Here is a 17,091-nt window from a genome sequence, read left to right on the forward strand (position 1 = left end):
TGTTTAGATTTCTGGGACTTTCAGATATTTATCAAAATAATGCAAATCTTCCTTGTTCTTTATCGAAAGATAGAACATGATCTGTTTCGGCTCTTTTGATCCAATACTGTTAAAGTCATCAAAATGGCCAATCATGGCTCTGATACTTTCGGTTTCAATATTCTTCACCGTGATAAAAACAAGAAAAATATTCTGTCCGATTTCCTTGGCATATACGGTGGCATTGTCTTCCAGCCATTTTCCTTTATTGGTAACCTCTTTAAACTGATCACATTGTATTGATTTGATTATCGCCTGGTAATTCATTTTGCTATAAGGTATTAAATAAGCCAGATCAATAGAAGCATCCATCTGGCTTATATAGGTAAATGTTTAATCTTCCTGCTCAGCATCAAAATTGATGTAGGTTTCAGCAATCTCCGTTAAGGTATAGTCTGTATCCTCTTCTTCTTCTAGGGTCTTTTCCAGAAGATCCGCTGCCTTATCATGTCCCATTGTTATAGCGAGCTGAGCAAGGCCTCCATAGGTTGCTATTTCATAATGTTCTACTTTCTGCGCTGCAATAATTAAAGCGGCATCCCGGGTCATCGATCCGTCTTTGGTGGATTTTATAATCTCTTCTCCTTCTTTAATGATCCCTTTTATAGCTTCGCATTCTTTCTTTTCAGGCTTCTCATCGATTAATTTAAAAACCTTTTCAAGGCGGCTTACATGTTTTTTAGTCTGTAACTGATGATCTTCAAAAGCATCTTTCAGTTCCTCTGTCGTAGCGGCTTCCTGCATTTTTTCGAGAGCATCAATAATTGCATTTTCAGCAAAATAAATATCTTTTAATGCACTTACGAAAAATTGATGGAGAGAAGAATCTTTCATCTCCTTTTCATTAACAGAAGCGTTTCCTACTGTTATTTTCTTTTCAGGAGTTGTTGTAGCTGTATTGGTTTCTGATGTTTTCGTTGCCATAATGTGTGGTGTTTAATAGTATAAAGATTGCCCCTTCTATCAGGGAAGGGACAATCTGATTAATAATATAAATTATGAATTACGTCTGCCTCCGAATCCTGATCTTCCGGAACCTGATCCCGAACCCGAAGATCTTCCACCTCCATGAGATGCCTGACCTCCCATACGGGCGATTCTTGTACGTTCAGCTTTGCTCATGGCAGCAAAACCTCTTTTTGATGTGCCAGAACCTGAATTAGATCCACGACCTGATCCACTATTGCTGCTTCCCGATCTTGAACTACGGGAATTATTACTGTTACCCGTTCTGCTTCCGGAATCCCCCGATCTTGAAGATGATGAAGATGATCTTCCTCTACCGCCTGAACCTGAAGATCCAGAACCGCTACGAGATCCGGAGCTACTTCCTCTTCCGGAAGTAAATCTGCCATCACTGTCTCTTTGCTGATTATTAGTTCCTGATCTTGAGCTACTTCTTGAGCCGGAGCCCGAACTTCTTCCTCTTCCGGAAGTAAATCTGCCGTCGCTGTCTCTCTGTTGGTTACCGTTACCGGACCTGCCTCCACCTCTGTTATCATCTTCATCATTATAGTCATCTTCATCTTCGTAATCCTCATTGTCATAATCTTCATCATAATCATCGTCGTCGTCATATTCATTATCATAATAATCCTCATAATCTGAGAAGTCATCATCATAATCCTCTTCTTCGGATGCATCGTTATAACCATGGTCATAACCTAATTGATACACTTCTTCAAGTGTTGATCTTGATTCATTGGATGAATTACCTCTTGAACTTCGATTGTTTGAATTTCTGGTGTTCATAACTTTAAATTTTTTTGTAATTAATATTGCGTGATGTTATTAATTATTGGACATGACTAGTATTGAACAACAATTAATGATTTGATGTTTAAAATAAATTGTACAGTAAAAAAGGAGTAATTATTTTACTCTGGAAAAGGAATTATATTCCTTAGTTGTAAATTAGTATATCAAAGATAGGAGATTAAAATACCTGTTCTTATGACTTGAATCATGTTACTAATATAAAATTCGTCTATTTTCGATTTTAATAGAATTTTCTTTTTCCATTTTCTTTAACGTTCTGATTACAGTCTCTACGCGCAAACCGGTAAGGTTGGCAATCTGCTGTCTCGTCAGCTCTATGGGAAATTCAAACTGGCAGTCATTCTCCGAATAGCTCTTCAGGTACTCCATGAGCCCTTTCAATCTAAATACAGGATTCTGATATGCCATATACTGAGTCATCAGTATTTTATAGTACAGCCTCTGAGAAAGGCAGGCGTTCATTGTTAGAGAAAGGTCAGGATTTTTTTCCAGTAACTTCAGGAAGCTTTCTTTGGATATCCTTATAATTTCTGTAGATGTTAATGCTGTTGCGTTTGTTGGATATAATTTATCCAGAAAGAGTAATGGATCTCCAAAACTCTGGTTTTTACCTAATATATTCTGGATAAACTCTTTTCCTTCTTCATTATAATTATTAAGCTTTACTTTTCCGTCAGCAATCTGAAAATAATAAAGCGCATGGTCACCTTCCCTGAAAATCAATTCCCCTCTTTTATATGTTCTATCTTCTGCACCAAAAGAATATAAAAGTTCCTGGTCAATATTCATGCAGCTTATTGTTTTCATTCTGTTTCCATTTGTACCCAGAAAAATACTAAAACTAAATCTTAATACAAAATTTTTCTGTTTTCAATCTGTACGGTGCTTTCTTTTTCCATTTTTTTAAAAGATCGTATCACTGTTTCCACGCACAATCCTGTAAGATTGGCCATTTGTTGTCGGGTTAAAGGAATAGAAAATGAATAAGGGCTCTTGTCATTATGAAAGCTCTTCAGGTAATCCATCAAACCTTTTAGGCGTGTAATGGGATTAAGTGAAGATATATTCTGCATCATTACATATTTGTAATAAAGTCGTTGAGATAAAAAACTGCTGATTTCCAGATACAATTCCGGAGATTCCTCCAGCAATTGAAAAAAAAGATTTTTAGAAAGTCTCAGGATATTACATTCCGTCAATGCCTCGGCATTCATAGGATAAGGTTTATCTATGAAGAGAATAGACTCGCCACAGCATTGTCCTTCTGATAAGATGTTCTGGATAAATTCCTTACCATCTTCATTATAATTATTCAATTTTACTTCACCCTCTACAATCTGATAATAATAGTGTGCAAAATCTCCTTCACTAAAAATAAAATCCGAAGGACTATATTGTTTTGTCTCAGCTCCCATAGAATATAAGACGTTTTCGTTGATTACCATAATATTTAGTTTTTGGTATTATTATATAAACAAAGTTCACAAAAACACCCTAGTAAAATATTTTAATGGACCAATGCTTTTACAAGTGCAATAATTGCACCTATTGATTATTTTTTATGTTAATTATAATTTAATTAACTGATTGAAATACAAATTATTATATGAAAATATTTTACATAAATCTATCAACAAAAGGCATTCGTGAGATATCACGAACACCCATTTACTTGAAAGAATTTTTACGTTAATTGAAGAATTATCTCTTTTTATTTGTGGTAGAATCCTGTGCAGGCATAGTGGTTGTGCCGGATTGGGCAGTACTGTCTCTGGAAGGAAATGATGTAGTCATCGTGTCAGAGGCTGGAGGAACAGCTCCCATCATATCCCCCGGAACTGTAGTTACCGTGTCAACGCCGTTATTCATCTGATTTTCCTTTTCTTTTTTGCAACTCAGGATAAGTAAACCCATGATGCTTAATGATAAGATCAATTTCATACTATTTTTATTTTGTGGTGTGTGGTGTATATAATATAATTTTAAATAAAAATCAATCATATTTATATATGAACGATTATTTAATAATTATATTTCAAATCTACAGATAAAACATTCATAAATTTATGACTTCAATCATAAGGTTTTTTGTGTGAAAGTTTAATTTATAATACCATAAAGCGTTACAGAGTGATTTATATACAACAAAAAAGACTGCCTTACAGCAATCTTTTCTTGTTATAATATTTTTAAACCTTTTATTTTGCAAATTTTTTGGTCCCGGCAACACATAAAATCACACCAATTGTCACTCCCAGCATTCCTATACTTACAGGTTCATGAAGCAGATAGGCGGCCAATGCAAGTCCAAAAAATGGTTGTAAAAGCTGTAATTGCCCTACACTCGAAATTCCTCCCTGCGCAAGTCCTTTATACCAAAAAATAAACCCGATAAACATACTGAATAATGAAATATAAGCTAGGCCAAACCATCCCTGTCCGCTCACGGTTTCAATATGGTTGGGAAAATAGATGAAAAATAAAGGGATCATAAGGGGTAAGGCCAGTATCAGCGCCCAGGATATCACCTGCCACCCTCCCAGTGTTTTTGACAACTTAGCACCTTCCGCATAACCAAGCCCACATAAAACAACAGCGGCAAGCATCAGAATATCGCCAACAGGAGAAGCCGATATCCCTTGCGAAACAGCATATCCTATAACCAAAAGGCTGCCGGCAATAGAAAAAAACCAAAATACAGGATGCGGTCGCTCACCACCTCTCAGTACCCCGAATATAGCTGTTGCAAGAGGAAGCATTCCTAAAAACACGATAGAATGTGCAGATGTAATATATTGAAGGGCCAGAGAAGACAACAAAGGAAAACCAATAACACATCCCAATGAGACCAGAGCTAATGGGAATATCTGTTCCTTTACCGGACGTTTTTCTTTATATATCAGAATGACAGATAAAGCCAATACACCGGCAATGGTTGCCCGCGCGATCGTTACGAAAATTGGGTTCATATCCATTACGGCTAATTTTGTGGCCGGCAGCGAACCACTGAATAGCAATACTCCGATAAATCCGTTGATCCATCCGCTAAGAGCCTGATCTTTTGAAATTTTATTCGTTATCATTTTATATTTTTTTATAAATCAAAATTAGAGAGGAAAAATAAATAAACACAGTCTCAGTTTTGTATATTTGCATGAGCACAGTTTAAGATATGAGTAAAAATTTTTTGTACACAGAGATCACCAATGGTTTTGTTTCACAGATTACAAGCGGGGTTTTGAAGCCTGGCGATAAACTTCCGTCGGTAAGAAAATTATGCCTTGAGCATCAGATTAGTATGAACACGGCAAAGCGTGTATTCCTGGAACTGGAATCCATGTCACTCATTGAACCCAAACCACAGTCCGGATATTTTGTAAGTCAGTTACTTTCGGTAAAGCTTCCACTTCCTGAAGTCAGCAGGCCATCACTGATTGCCAATAATAACGAACCCGATGAACTCATCAGTAAAGTGTATGAAAATATGGGAAAGAAAAATCTTACCCTTTTTTCCATAGCAATTCCATCCGGAGAATTATTACCGCATGCAAAACTTAAAAAGGAAATCATCCATGCCACACGGGAGCTTGAATATGGAGGCGCAGAGTATGAAGAACTCCAAGGGAATTTAAAATTAAGAAGAATGATCGCCCAAAGATCTTTATCCTGGGGCGGAAACTTTAGCGAAAATGACCTTGTGACGACCAACGGTGGAATGAATGCTTTGTCATTTTGTCTGATGGCTTTAGGAAAACCGGGAGATACTATAGCTATAGAAAGCCCGTGTTATCCGGGCATCTTACAACTGGCTACCGGCTTTGGACTTAAAGTATTGGAATTGCCTACCCATCCTGCCCATGGAATTGAAATCGAATCCCTGAAAAAAGCTATTCCCAAAATCGACATCTGCTTATTGATCCCTAATTTCAATACTCCTTTAGGAAGCTGTATGTCTGATGAAAATAAAAAAGAAGTCGTAAAACTTCTTGCCGAAAATAACATTCCGCTTATTGAAGATGATGTGTATGGGGATATTTATTTCGGAACACACCGCCCGAAATGCTGTAAATCCTTTGATACAGAAGGAAATGTTTTATATTGCAGCTCTATCTCAAAAACGCTTGCCCCGGGTTACCGTGTAGGATGGATTGCTCCCGGAAAGTACAAAGACAAAATCCTCAAACTCAAACTTCTTCATTCCACCTCTTCTATTTCTATTGTAAATGAAGCCGTTGCTAATTTCTTAAAAACCGGGAAATACGAAAAACACCTTCAGGAACTACGGAAAACCCTGCAGGCTAATTATCAGAATTATGTCCAGACCATTGCGCAGCATTTTCCGGAAGGAACCAAAACAAGCAGGCCACAGGGAGGGCTTTCCCTCTGGGTGGAATTCGATAAAAAAATACAGACCCGGAAATTATACGACCTTGCCATTAAGCAAAGTATAAGCATTGCACCGGGAAGAATGTTCAGTCTCCAGGATCAGTTTGAAAATTGTATGAGAATGTGTATCGGGCTTCCCTGGTCAGAAGAAACCCAACAAAAGCTAATAGAGGTAGGAAAAATGGCTAAAATGATTGAGAGGGAATCTTAATCAACAACAAAGTTTTTCCTTGCTAATTCCTTTCTTACACGGCTAAGGCTTTCTGGGGTAATTCCTAGATAAGATGCGATCATCCATTGCGGTACCCGTAATAATAAATCCGGGTACATTTTAATGAATTTAAGGTATCTTTCTTCTGCAGTCTCACCTAATAATGAGCTGATCCTGTCCTGAAGACTTCTGACGTGCTTTTGTAAAAGAATATCCCGTCTTTCTGCACTGTCCGGAAACTGGGAGACCAGTTTGTTAAAAAAGTCCGGATGAAGAAATAAAACTTCGGAATCCTCCACAGCCTCTATATAATACACCGATTGTTCGTTAAAGTAAATACTGGTGCGGTCAGAAATCAGCCAGCTTTCAGGGGCAAATTGTATGATGTGTTCTTTTCCGTTCTTATCGATCGAATACATCTTTAAAAGCCCTTTTTCTACAAAAAACACATAGCGGCAAATTTCGCCGTATTGCAGAAGGAACTGGTTCTTTTGAACTTTTTTTACTTCATAGTGCAAGCTACAGCCATTAACCTGTTCTGTGGGAACATTTAAAACCTGAGCTAGGTAGTTATTAATATTCTTCATTGTGCGATTTGGGTTATTGATATATTCTGATGCGAAGCATTATTTACGGCTTTTCCGTTTTCTACTACAATCAGTTGAGGACTTTGATGGGTTACATCAAGATCTTCTGCAATCTTATTGGAAATAGGTCTGTATGCCAGCAAATCAAGAAAATATAAATCTGCATTGGTACCGGCATCCTTAATTTCCGATTCAAAATTCCTGAGCACCGTCTTACTGATAAAACAACTGGTAGAATGTTTGAATATGGCAACCTTGTTATGGTATGATCTTTCTATAGCTTCTGCGAGATCTTCCTCGGATTCTATTTTTTTCCAGAAAGATTTCTGTTCCGGTTTCTCTTCTTTCCCGCCAAATATTTTATCAAAAAAACTCATACATTAAATTGTTTTAGGTGATGATCGAGATGTTTATACTCCAGAAAACCCCAGTCTTTCTCTCCCATTTTTCCAAATAGAACATGCTTTTCAGGCAGGTTATCTTGGGTATAACATTCCCAGTATTCATTCATTGTTTCTAAGAGTCCTTTTCTGGCCTCAGTAAAATCACATTCAAAATTAACGATAAGTTTTCGAAAAGTAGGCATATTTCGGGGAATTCCGTTATTAAAGACCTGCATTTCTATTTTAGTGAGCACTCCTATTGTCTCAAAAAGGGGATTGATAGTTGAAAGCCAGGTTTTTCCCAATGCAATGCCAAGAATAAGGTCACAATGTTTTAACATTTGAGCAACATTCATCTTACCCCATTTTCCTGGAGAATTTTCAGTAAGCATAGAAACCCTGTTGAGGATCTCATCAAAATAGATTCGGTTATGCAGACTCTTTTTTACCAACCTCTCTCCTTCTTCAGATTTTCAATATGAGTAAAATGATGATTGCAATGCCAGCTATAAAATGCCAGATAGCTTCTAAGGTCATAATCCTGATGGTTTTCAGGATGATGAAATGTTCTTTCGAATTGCTTATTCGTGAGTGTTTTAAGGAGGATATACCATCTTTCGTGAGTTCCTTTGATCATTCTCATTGCCGGTTTCACAGGAGAACTTCTGCTGTCCTGGAGTTCAGCCCATTTTGCCTCTTCATAAGGTTTGATGGTTGGATTATTTTCCGTTAAAGCCAATTTAAAACGAATGAAACTATTAATATGGCTGTCTGCAATATGATTGACAAGCTGTCTTACCGTCCATCCACCTTCCCGATATGGGGTATCCAATTGATCATCCGAAAAGTTTTCAATCAGATTTTTCAGTTTGGCAGGAAAGTGTTTGATCACTTTTATATATTCATCCAATTGGATATCATCGATGCTTTCCGGCTTTTCAAATGGTCCGATCGGATATTTTTTTAATTCTAAATTGCTCATTTTTAATTATCGTGGTTAATATGTTCTTCATCCTTTCAATAAATAACAGAAAGGTTTTTGCCCTTCCGGAATTTTTTCTAAAATTACTACAAGAAAAGCTATCAGCCAACAAAAAAATAGGGATTAACGGGATAAAATAAAACGCCTCAATTCTTAAAAAAAAATTGAAGCGTTTTTATTGTTTCTAATAACCGTGAAGATCGATTCCTTCCGTCCTTTGCAATGTCACTTTTTTACCCATTTTCTTTTGAATAACCCTGAAATGTTGCAACTCATCATCCGTGAGGATTGAAATGGCGGTACCTTTTTCATTGGCTCGTCCCGTCCTTCCGATACGGTGAATATAATCCAAGGGTGAACGTGGTAGCTCATAATTGATCACACAAGGCAAAGACTCAATATGAATGCCTCGTCCCAGTAAGTCCGTAGCAACCAAAATCTGAGCACCGTTTACCTTGAACTCTTCCAGATTATTTCGTCGGGCACCCTGTGACTTCTGACTGTGAATGGCTACTGCCTTAATTTTATTCTTTTTAAGCTTTTCAACCAGTTTATCTGCTGACTTTGTTGAAGATACAAATACCAAAGCTTTTTCAACCTTTTTCTCTTTGATTAAATAACGCAGGAAAGGCCCTTTATGTTCAGGAGAAACATGATAAGCCAGCTGCTCGATATTATCAATTTCAACCGCTTCCTTTTTTATTTCAATAATAACGGGATTATGAGATAAACGTTCTTTTATTTCAGAAACTTTATCATCTACAGTTGCTGAAAACATAGTCGTTTGTTTCATCACCGGCATTAAAGCAAAAAGCTTATTCATTTCGTCACCAAATCCAAGCTGGAACATTTTATCTGCCTCATCAATCACCAGGTGCTTTATTTCTGAAATGCTCAAAGCTTTATGTTCTATCAGGTCCAATAAACGTCCTGGGGTCGCAATAAGGACTTCTACTCCGAACATTCCTTTCATCTGAGGGTTGATAGAAACTCCACCATATACTGCCATCGTACGGATATCACGTTTCAGGTTTCCGGTAAAGGCTCTGAAAACTTCATCAATCTGGATTGCCAGCTCACGCGTAGGAACCAATATTAAGACCTGAATATTACGGTCTTTCTTAACTTCTGCATTCTGTAATTTTTCTAAAATAGGCATCACAAAACAAGCCGTCTTTCCGGAGCCGGTTTGTGCAATTCCCATCAAATCCTTTCCCTGTAAAATAACAGGAATAGCTTGCTCCTGAATTGGAAATGGCTTTAAATAGCCTAGCTTTTTGACAGATTGAATAATATTGTGCGATAATCCCAAAGACTCAAATGACATAAATACATATTTGCTGCAAAGATAAACTATTGATATTTGGTTTACACCCGAACCGGATTATTAATTTTACAGGTGAATGAGTCTGTTGGGATAGAAATTAATTATTTAAAAATTTAATCTATAATCAAGGACCATTTTCTGTGATGAACTCATCCATTGACAATGGTGAATTCTTTCATAAAGTGTCGTTTTGTCCGATAATTCGTGTTTGGACAATTTTTTGAGTATTAGTTTTTGTAAATTTATCAAAAATTCGAGATTTAAATATGAAAAAAGCACTAATAATAGTAGATGTTCAGAATGATTTTTGTGAAGGTGGAGCTTTAGCGGTTCCGGGAGCTAATGAAATTATTCCTTATATCAATCTTTTAATGGAGGAAAACGAATATGACCAGATTGTTTTAACCCAGGATTGGCATCCCGCAGACCATAAAAGTTTTGCCAGCAACAATGGAAAAAAAGTAGGAGAAAGTATTATTTTAGGTGGTGTTCCGCAATTTATGTGGCCGGATCATTGCATCCAGGGAACTTTCGGAGCAGATTTTCATAAAGATCTTAACAGGGATAAAGTAACCCATATTATTCAAAAAGGAAAGAATACCGAAATTGATGCATATAGCGGTTTTCAGGACAATAATCACTTTATGAAGACCGGATTGGATGACTTCTTAAAATACCATGACATTCAGTTATTGGAAATCGTCGGTCTGGCAATGGATTATTGTGTAAAGTTCACCTGTACAGATGCTGTAGCAAACGGATATGTTACCTGCCTTCATTTTAACGGAACACGCGCGGTTAATGTAAAACCGGATAACGGTAGAGACGCCATTTACGAAATGATCCAGAAGGGAGTTACTGTTTTAGGATAGTCTTTTATTATCATAAAAATAAAAAAGCACAGTTAATTACTGTGCTTTTTGTGTATCGATTACACCGGAATGAAATCAGTATAAATGACACAAATAGTTTTTACTGAATGGTATTAAATAAAAAAGCGTGGTTATTCTTTTACCACGCCTATATTTTTCAGTTTAAAAACCTTTTTGATCAATTAAAAATTAATCTCTAAAGCATTTTTAAATTGTTAACTTCTAATTCCGTAAGAATTCTCCAGTGACCTCTTTTGATGTTTTTCTTTGTTAAACCGGCAAACATCACCCTGTCTAAAGCTTCCACTTCATACCCTAATCTCTGGAATATCCTTCTTATGACACGGTTCCATCCGATATGGATCTCAATTCCTACCTCATTTTTAGGCTTTCCTTCAATAAACGAAATCTGATCCACCGTAGCAACTCCTTCATCCAGACGGATACCTTCAGCAATCAGTTTCATATCTTCATGTGTCAGTTTTTTGTCCAGTGTTACATGATAGATCTTTTTAGCATCAAAAGACGGGTGTGTCAGTTTTTTGGTCATATGTCCGTCATTTGTTAAAAGAATAACACCTGTTGTGGAACGGTCCAGTCTTCCAACCGGGAATACACGATAAGGAGACGCATTTGCAACAAGATCCATTACCGTTTTTCTCGCTTTATCATCTTTTGTAGTGGAAATATATCCTTTCGGTTTATTCAGAAGGACATAAACAGGTTTTTCAGGAGTAATATTTTGTCCGTCAAAAACTACTTTATCACTTTTCTGAACCTGATAGCCCATTTCAGTAACCACTTTTCCGTTTACTTCTACAAGACCCTGTGTGATCAGTTCATCTGCTTCCCTTCTGCTGCATATTCCTGAATTGGCTATATACTTGTTAAGACGGATCGTATCTTTATGGACATCTTTTTCGATCTTGCTCAATCTTCTTTTCTGTACAAAAGATCTTGCTTTATCTTCATCTCTGTCATTGCCCGATGAAGGTCTTCTACCATATTTTAAGCTACCTCTCTCATATTTGTCTCTTGCATCAAAACTTTTCCCTCCTCTTTTAGGACCTGGTTTTCCATAGGTCTTTTTTTCTCGTCCTTCACTTTGATTGGTAATATAAGGTGTTCTCTCAGGTTTTGATTTCCCTTCTTCAGCACGTCCTTCAAAACTTTCCTCACTCCTCTTAAACTTCGAACTGCTGCTTTTGTGATCAAAATTTCTCTCTCCTGCTTTAGGAAAAGATTTCTTGAAAGAACCTGATCTTGAAGAATTTCCAGATTTAGAAGCACGAGAATCATCAGAATTTTTTCTGGTTGAAATTCTTGGTCTTTGTGGTTTCCCTGATTTATTATTATCTCTGCTCATTCTAAATATTTTTGCAAAGATAGTAATTTAGTTACGAGTTAAAAATTAAGAATCATAACTTTGCAATATTGTTCTACAATTAAATTTATATTATTCCAGAAATGATAACACTATTAAACGATCAGTTTTCCCAGCTTAATGATTTTTTGCATGGAAAATCTTTCAGTAAAATTTTCATATTGGTTGATGAAAATACACATGAATATTGCCTTCCGGTACTTTTGGGCAATATGGAAACGGATCTTGCTTTTGAAATCCTGGAGATAGAAGCGGGTGAAGAAATGAAGAATATTCAGACTGCCAATCAGCTTTGGGAGATTTTAACGGAAATGCAGGCAGATAGAAAAGCTCTGGTTATAAACCTCGGTGGTGGTGTTATTACCGATATGGGCGGATTTGTTGCCTCAACCTATAAAAGAGGGATCCAGTTCATTAATGTTCCTACTACTCTATTATCGATGTGTGATGCCTCTATTGGAGGAAAAACAGGTATTGACCTGATGCACTACAAAAATATGGTAGGTACCTTTACCTTTCCTGAACAGATTTTTGTATATCCTAAGTTCTTAGAAACACTTCCCTTCAAAGAATTACGAAGTGGTTTTGCTGAAATGCTGAAGCACGGGTTAATTGCAGACCGTTTACATTGGGAGAATCTGATCAAAATACAAAAGCTGGATGTAGAATCAGTACTACCACACATTCAGACCTCGATGGCGATCAAACAGGATGTTGTAGATCAGGATTTTCATGAAAAAAATGTCAGAAAAACTTTAAATTTCGGACATACGATCGGTCATGCTATCGAAAGCTCTTGTCTTGAACAGGGAAATCCGGTTTTACATGGAGAAGCAGTAGCTGCCGGAATGATCTGTGAAGCACATCTTTCTCACCTTGAAAAGTTAATTTCAAAAGAAGATTCGGAAATGATCATTGACCATATCAAAAGGTATTATCCATACCTGGATATCAGTGATTTTAGCGATGAAAATCTGATGTCTCTATTATTAAACGACAAAAAGAATACGGAAAAGAAGATTAATTTCTCTTTGCTTTCCGGAATAGGATCGTGTGTTTTTGACCACGAATGCAGCCAGGAAAATATTGAAAAATCACTGCATTTTTACAGAAAACTGAATGATGCATAACATGTTTGTTTACTTTTTAGATAAAATTAAGAATCCTGATTGTTTGATCAGGATTTTTTAATGATCATACCACCTCTATAGCGTATCATGAGTATTGAATTGAATATGCTTTATCAGGCGATGTCTAATCATTTGAAATACCTTTTCCAGGTCCTCCACATCATCATATAGAAAGGGTAAGTAAAAACTGATCCCTTCAATATAAATTTTTATTTTGTCTCCGTTCCAGGTGTTATTAACCTTTTCAACAGAAATCTGATCTGTAAAATAAGCTTTACGCATTTTTTTCTTAAAAAATAGAGATAGCGCACTTATGTTTCGGGTTGCAGTTCCAAAGTCGTAAACAGGGAGAAATTCGATGCTGTCATCATTGATAATTAACTGTACGATTTTCCTTCGTCTGATAAAAAGCTTAATTCCTGTCAAAAAACAATAAATAGATCCTATAAATAAAATAACATATAAGAGCATCAGAACAATTACTATTACCGAAGGTTCCATATAAATTTCTTCAATAATTTCAGGGAATAGCTGAGTGAAAAGATAAATGAAAATTGCGGACAAAAATATCATTGACATACTTAGCAAACTTGTCCGGAAAGTTGAAATATAGAAGATCTTTTGTCCAGGTTCATCGACGTATTGCCTGGATGATAAAGATTGAGCTGCTTTGGATAGAAATAGATTATAGATTAATTTTAAACTTAATGCAATGATTAAAATACCCAGGCAGATCATTACCCATACGTTTAATGGATAAAAAGTTTTACCAGCCACCATAGTCAACAGCAGCAGAATAACCAATCCCAGAATAGGAAGTATAAATTTCAACTGCTTGTTTTGTTTCATTCCCAGATTAGTTTATTTTTCATTTAAGGTTCAATATAAACCCTGATCCTTAAGTTTTATTATCAAAATTACAACTTATATACTGTATTGTATTACAGACGATTAAAAATATATTAAAAGAATGATTTAAATTACTATTCATTACAGGCCTTATGGTTTTTCATAAAGGAATTTTCATCCGGCCTTGATTTTAAAATAAATTCCACTAATTTCAAAAAAGGAGTAATATATATCAATTACGTTCAAGTCATTTGAGTATTATTTTACTCGAAATAAGCCTAATTTAGAATTTAAGCTGTTTTTAAGATATGTTAAACAAATGTTTGTTTATTTATTTTATTGGTCTGATTTCTAGTATTTTATAGTAGTTTTTAGCAGTATTTATATACCTGACTTTTGTCATGTTTTATGTTTTGGCATCTAATTTGAAAGATACTCTGCGTCAAACGAAAGTTGACAAGTAGTAAAATTTAAAATTAAGAATAGTAAAATATTAAAAAAATTAAGTTATGAAAAAGTTAATTTTAGGATTAGCAGTAACTGCAAGTTCATTAGCATTCGCTCAGACAACTTCTACTTCATCTTCTAACCCGGTTACATTTGGTGTTAAAGGTGGTATGAACGTTTCATCTCTTTCAAAAGGAGCTGACCTTAGTGATTCAAAATCTAAAATCGGATTCAATGCAGGGGTTTTTGCAAACATCCCGGTAGCGAGCTCATTCAGCATTCAACCGGAGGTATTGTATAATGACTTGGGTTCAAAAGTAACCAGAGAATATACAGTATTAGGTAATAACTTTAAGGATGAATCTTCAAGAAATTTAGGATACATAGCTGTACCGGTAATGTTCCAGTATAATGCAACTCCTGAATTCTTCTTGGAAGCAGGTCCTGAATTCGGATTTTTAGTAAGTGCTAAAGATAAATTCAAAAGTTCTACGAATGATAATACAAGCACAAGAACGAGAAGTCTTGACAAAGATGCTTTCAACACATTCAACTTTGGAATCGGTATTGGTGCAGGATATTATTTCACACCAAACCTAGGAATTACAGCTAGATATACTGCCGGATTAACAGATATCTACAAAAACAACAATGGTGATGCGATGAGAAACAACGTATTCCAGGTAGGTTTAGCTTACAAATTTAAATAAGCATAAAACACATTCAGATAACAAATTTTGATTTCAATAAAATGGTTAGATTTAATGGTTAAATCTAACCATTTTTGTTATTTTAACATAATTTGGCAAGAATTTTGCAGCAAAACAGTACAAATTAAAATTAAATATAATCATGAGAAAATTATTATTAGGTTTGGCAATCGTTGCTGGTTCATTAACGTTTGCTCAAACATTTGGAGTAAAAGCAGGTCTTAATATTTCTACAATTTCAGGTGGTGATTCAAAATCAAAAGCAGGATTCTATGGTGGGGTTTTAATGAATGTCCCTGTAGCTCCTAGCTTTAGTGTACAACCCGAAATCTTATACAATGGATTAGGTGCAAAAGCTGATGGAAACACTGATCTTAAAGTAAATTTAGATTATATCTCTGTTCCTGTGATGTTCCAGTATAATGCAACTCCGCAGTTTTATCTTGAAGCAGGACCTCAGTTTAGCTTCCTGATCAATTCAAAATTTAAATACAAATCTTCTTCTGTGGATGGAAAAGATTTTGTAAAAGGTTTTGATTTTGGTGTAGGTCTTGGTGCTGGATATTTCTTTACAAAGAATATCGGTGTAAATGCAAGATATGTTGCAGGTGTTATAGATATTGCTAAAGAAGTTAATAACGTACAGGCAGATGGAAAAAATAACGTATTCCAGATCGGTCTTACTTATAAATTTAATAAGTAATAATATACTTAATAACAAGATAAGCGGTTAGATTTAATAAATTTAACCGTTTTTTTTATATCCGGATCTCCTGTAATGTTCTGTTTTCACATTGAATAATCATTGCAATGCATCCATTAATCAACAAATGATGATCATAAAAAAGTATAAAAGTCTGATCAAAATGTTCATCTGGCATTTTTGTAAGCTTCAATTCATCTGGAAAGTTGGGTGAAAATGGTCATAATTAACGATGAATAAAGGGTGTTGAATAAAAAAAATGAAAAAAAATGCAATTTTTTTTCAAGCAATTTTAACTTAAAAATTAAACATATTAGATTGTTTTAACTAAAAAAATCCCACGTATGTGGATTATCACTTGTTCTTTTAAAGAAGCGGCTCGCAGCTTATCTTTCTGCAAATCATAAAATTATAATTATGGCAAGCCTTTTGCAAAATACACCCCATCTGAATGAATAATTCGGATAACAAGAAATAGTACAATTTAAAAAATAAAATTATGAATAAGTTATTTCTAGGACTAGCAATAGTTGCTGGTTCATTAGTATTTGCTCAGGAAACACAAACAACAGCTACTATTACTACTGTTAACAAAGAAAAAGAACCAATCAGATTTGGTATTAAAGGTGGAGCTAACTCCGCTCAATTCAGTCAGCAACAATTAAGTGCAAACAATCAGAAAATAGGATTTAATGCCGGTGTTTTTGTAAATATTCCTCTTTCCAAGCAATTCAGCATACAGCCTGAAGCATTGTATAACCAATTAGGAGCAAGAAGTGTTCTTTCTTCTACTGAAGTTACAACGGGAGCTACTACTGTAAAAACTCAACGTGATTACAAAACAACATTGAATTATGTTTCAGTACCGGTAATGGTTCAGTTTAAGCCAGCCGATAACTTTTATGTAGAAGCAGGTCCTGAATTCAGTTATTTCATCGATGGAAAAAACAAAGGTGAAAATACTGTTACAAGCACTACAAACGGTATCGCTACCACTCAGAAAAATTCAGTTTCTGAAACGATCAACAAAGATGACATCAATAAATTCAACTTTGGTCTAGGTCTAGGTTTAGGATACTATTTCACACGTAATCTGGGAATCAACGCAAGATATGTAAATAGCTTGACTAAGATTGATAAAAGCAGACCTGCTGCTGAAAACAACAACAGAGTATTCCAACTAGGTTTGAATTATAAGTTTTAATAACAACAACCAATTTTTTAACCATAGAATGTAGTTTTCTGCATTATAAAATGGCTGGAAGAATAACTTCCAGCCATTTCTATTGTATGGGTAAGGCA

20 protein-coding genes are annotated in these 17,091 nt (G+C 35.5%); 6 read left to right on the forward strand and 14 right to left on the reverse strand.

Annotation, left to right across the window (positions count from 1 at the left end):
* Positions 1–3: 3 nt before the first annotated feature.
* The 7 genes from G9C87_RS15855 to G9C87_RS15885 all read right to left on the reverse strand — a co-directional run bounded on the left by G9C87_RS15855 (position 4) and on the right by G9C87_RS15885 (position 4,901).
* A complete protein-coding gene (locus G9C87_RS15855) occupies positions 4–351 on the reverse strand; it encodes a hypothetical protein (RefSeq protein WP_172282912.1) in 348 nt (115 codons plus the stop codon).
* 21 nt (positions 352–372) lie between these two features.
* On the reverse strand, positions 373–963 hold the full coding sequence (locus tag G9C87_RS15860) for a ferritin-like domain-containing protein (RefSeq protein ID WP_172282913.1): 591 nt from the start codon (positions 961–963) through the stop codon (positions 373–375).
* Between the two features lie 72 nt (positions 964–1,035).
* Entirely contained in the window at positions 1,036–1,791 is a 756-nt protein-coding gene (locus G9C87_RS15865) for a KGG domain-containing protein (protein WP_172282915.1), read from the reverse strand.
* Positions 1,792–2,010: 219 nt separating this feature from the next.
* Positions 2,011–2,625 carry a Crp/Fnr family transcriptional regulator gene (locus G9C87_RS15870; RefSeq protein WP_228457029.1) on the reverse strand — a complete coding sequence of 205 codons (615 nt, stop codon included), beginning with the start codon at positions 2,623–2,625 and terminating at the stop codon, positions 2,011–2,013.
* Positions 2,626–2,666: 41 nt separating this feature from the next.
* Positions 2,667–3,263 (reverse strand): Crp/Fnr family transcriptional regulator, encoded by a 597-nt coding sequence (locus G9C87_RS15875; protein WP_172282917.1) that lies wholly within the window; start codon positions 3,261–3,263, stop codon positions 2,667–2,669.
* A gap of 256 nt (positions 3,264–3,519) precedes the next feature.
* The gene (locus tag G9C87_RS15880) at positions 3,520–3,759 is read right to left on the reverse strand and encodes a hypothetical protein (RefSeq protein ID WP_172282919.1); all 240 of its coding nucleotides are present in this window, start codon (positions 3,757–3,759) and stop codon (positions 3,520–3,522) included.
* Between the two features lie 257 nt (positions 3,760–4,016).
* Positions 4,017–4,901, reverse strand: a complete 885-nt coding sequence (locus tag G9C87_RS15885; protein WP_172282921.1) for a DMT family transporter — start codon at positions 4,899–4,901, stop codon at positions 4,017–4,019.
* A gap of 89 nt (positions 4,902–4,990) precedes the next feature.
* On the opposite strand from G9C87_RS15885, the gene G9C87_RS15890 reads away from it, so the two are divergent.
* Complete coding sequence (locus G9C87_RS15890; RefSeq protein WP_172282924.1) at positions 4,991–6,415, forward strand: PLP-dependent aminotransferase family protein; 1,425 nt, start codon at positions 4,991–4,993, stop codon at positions 6,413–6,415.
* Here the strand turns inward: G9C87_RS15890 and G9C87_RS15895 are convergent.
* The 5 genes from G9C87_RS15895 to G9C87_RS15915 form a co-directional block, all read right to left on the reverse strand.
* Positions 6,412–7,002 (reverse strand): Crp/Fnr family transcriptional regulator, encoded by a 591-nt coding sequence (locus tag G9C87_RS15895; protein ID WP_172282926.1) that lies wholly within the window; start codon positions 7,000–7,002, stop codon positions 6,412–6,414. The genes G9C87_RS15890 and G9C87_RS15895 overlap by 4 nt on opposite strands.
* Entirely contained in the window at positions 6,999–7,379 is a 381-nt protein-coding gene (ytxJ, locus tag G9C87_RS15900) for a bacillithiol system redox-active protein YtxJ (RefSeq protein WP_172282928.1), read from the reverse strand. The genes G9C87_RS15895 and ytxJ overlap by 4 nt, the downstream gene beginning before the upstream one ends.
* Entirely contained in the window at positions 7,376–7,837 is a 462-nt protein-coding gene (locus G9C87_RS15905) for a DUF1569 domain-containing protein (RefSeq protein WP_228457030.1), read from the reverse strand. The genes ytxJ and G9C87_RS15905 overlap by 4 nt, the downstream gene beginning before the upstream one ends.
* Positions 7,831–8,367 (reverse strand): YfiT family bacillithiol transferase, encoded by a 537-nt coding sequence (locus G9C87_RS15910; RefSeq protein ID WP_172282930.1) that lies wholly within the window; start codon positions 8,365–8,367, stop codon positions 7,831–7,833. The genes G9C87_RS15905 and G9C87_RS15910 overlap by 7 nt, the downstream gene beginning before the upstream one ends.
* A gap of 184 nt (positions 8,368–8,551) precedes the next feature.
* Positions 8,552–9,694, reverse strand: a complete 1,143-nt coding sequence (locus tag G9C87_RS15915) for a DEAD/DEAH box helicase (protein ID WP_172282932.1) — start codon at positions 9,692–9,694, stop codon at positions 8,552–8,554.
* A gap of 266 nt (positions 9,695–9,960) precedes the next feature.
* Between G9C87_RS15915 and pncA the strand changes: the two genes are divergently transcribed.
* Entirely contained in the window at positions 9,961–10,566 is a 606-nt protein-coding gene (gene pncA, locus G9C87_RS15920) for a bifunctional nicotinamidase/pyrazinamidase (RefSeq protein ID WP_172282934.1), read from the forward strand.
* 196 nt (positions 10,567–10,762) lie between these two features.
* Here the strand turns inward: pncA and G9C87_RS15925 are convergent, their stop codons facing one another.
* Positions 10,763–11,932 carry a pseudouridine synthase gene (locus G9C87_RS15925; protein WP_194304269.1) on the reverse strand — a complete coding sequence of 390 codons (1,170 nt, stop codon included), beginning with the start codon at positions 11,930–11,932 and terminating at the stop codon, positions 10,763–10,765.
* A gap of 101 nt (positions 11,933–12,033) precedes the next feature.
* Between G9C87_RS15925 and aroB the strand changes: the two genes are divergently transcribed.
* The gene (gene aroB / locus G9C87_RS15930) at positions 12,034–13,080 is read left to right on the forward strand and encodes a 3-dehydroquinate synthase (protein WP_172282936.1); all 1,047 of its coding nucleotides are present in this window, start codon (positions 12,034–12,036) and stop codon (positions 13,078–13,080) included.
* Between the two features lie 75 nt (positions 13,081–13,155).
* Here aroB and G9C87_RS15935 read toward each other — a convergent pair whose 3' ends face one another.
* Positions 13,156–13,929 carry a hypothetical protein gene (locus G9C87_RS15935; protein WP_172282938.1) on the reverse strand — a complete coding sequence of 258 codons (774 nt, stop codon included), beginning with the start codon at positions 13,927–13,929 and terminating at the stop codon, positions 13,156–13,158.
* A 509-nt stretch (positions 13,930–14,438) separates the two neighbouring features.
* Here G9C87_RS15935 and G9C87_RS15940 point away from each other — a divergent pair.
* From G9C87_RS15940 to G9C87_RS15950, 3 genes are all read left to right on the forward strand, one after another.
* Positions 14,439–15,086, forward strand: a complete 648-nt coding sequence (locus tag G9C87_RS15940) for a porin family protein (RefSeq protein ID WP_172282940.1) — start codon at positions 14,439–14,441, stop codon at positions 15,084–15,086.
* 142 nt (positions 15,087–15,228) lie between these two features.
* The gene (locus G9C87_RS15945) at positions 15,229–15,789 is read left to right on the forward strand and encodes a porin family protein (protein WP_172282941.1); all 561 of its coding nucleotides are present in this window, start codon (positions 15,229–15,231) and stop codon (positions 15,787–15,789) included.
* Between the two features lie 499 nt (positions 15,790–16,288).
* Positions 16,289–16,993 (forward strand): porin family protein, encoded by a 705-nt coding sequence (locus G9C87_RS15950; RefSeq protein WP_172282943.1) that lies wholly within the window; start codon positions 16,289–16,291, stop codon positions 16,991–16,993.
* The last annotated feature ends 98 nt before the right edge of the window (positions 16,994–17,091 follow it).

This window comes from Chryseobacterium sp. LAM-KRS1, assembly GCF_013184525.1.
Classification (GTDB): Bacteria; Bacteroidota; Bacteroidia; order Flavobacteriales; family Weeksellaceae; genus Chryseobacterium; species Chryseobacterium proteolyticum.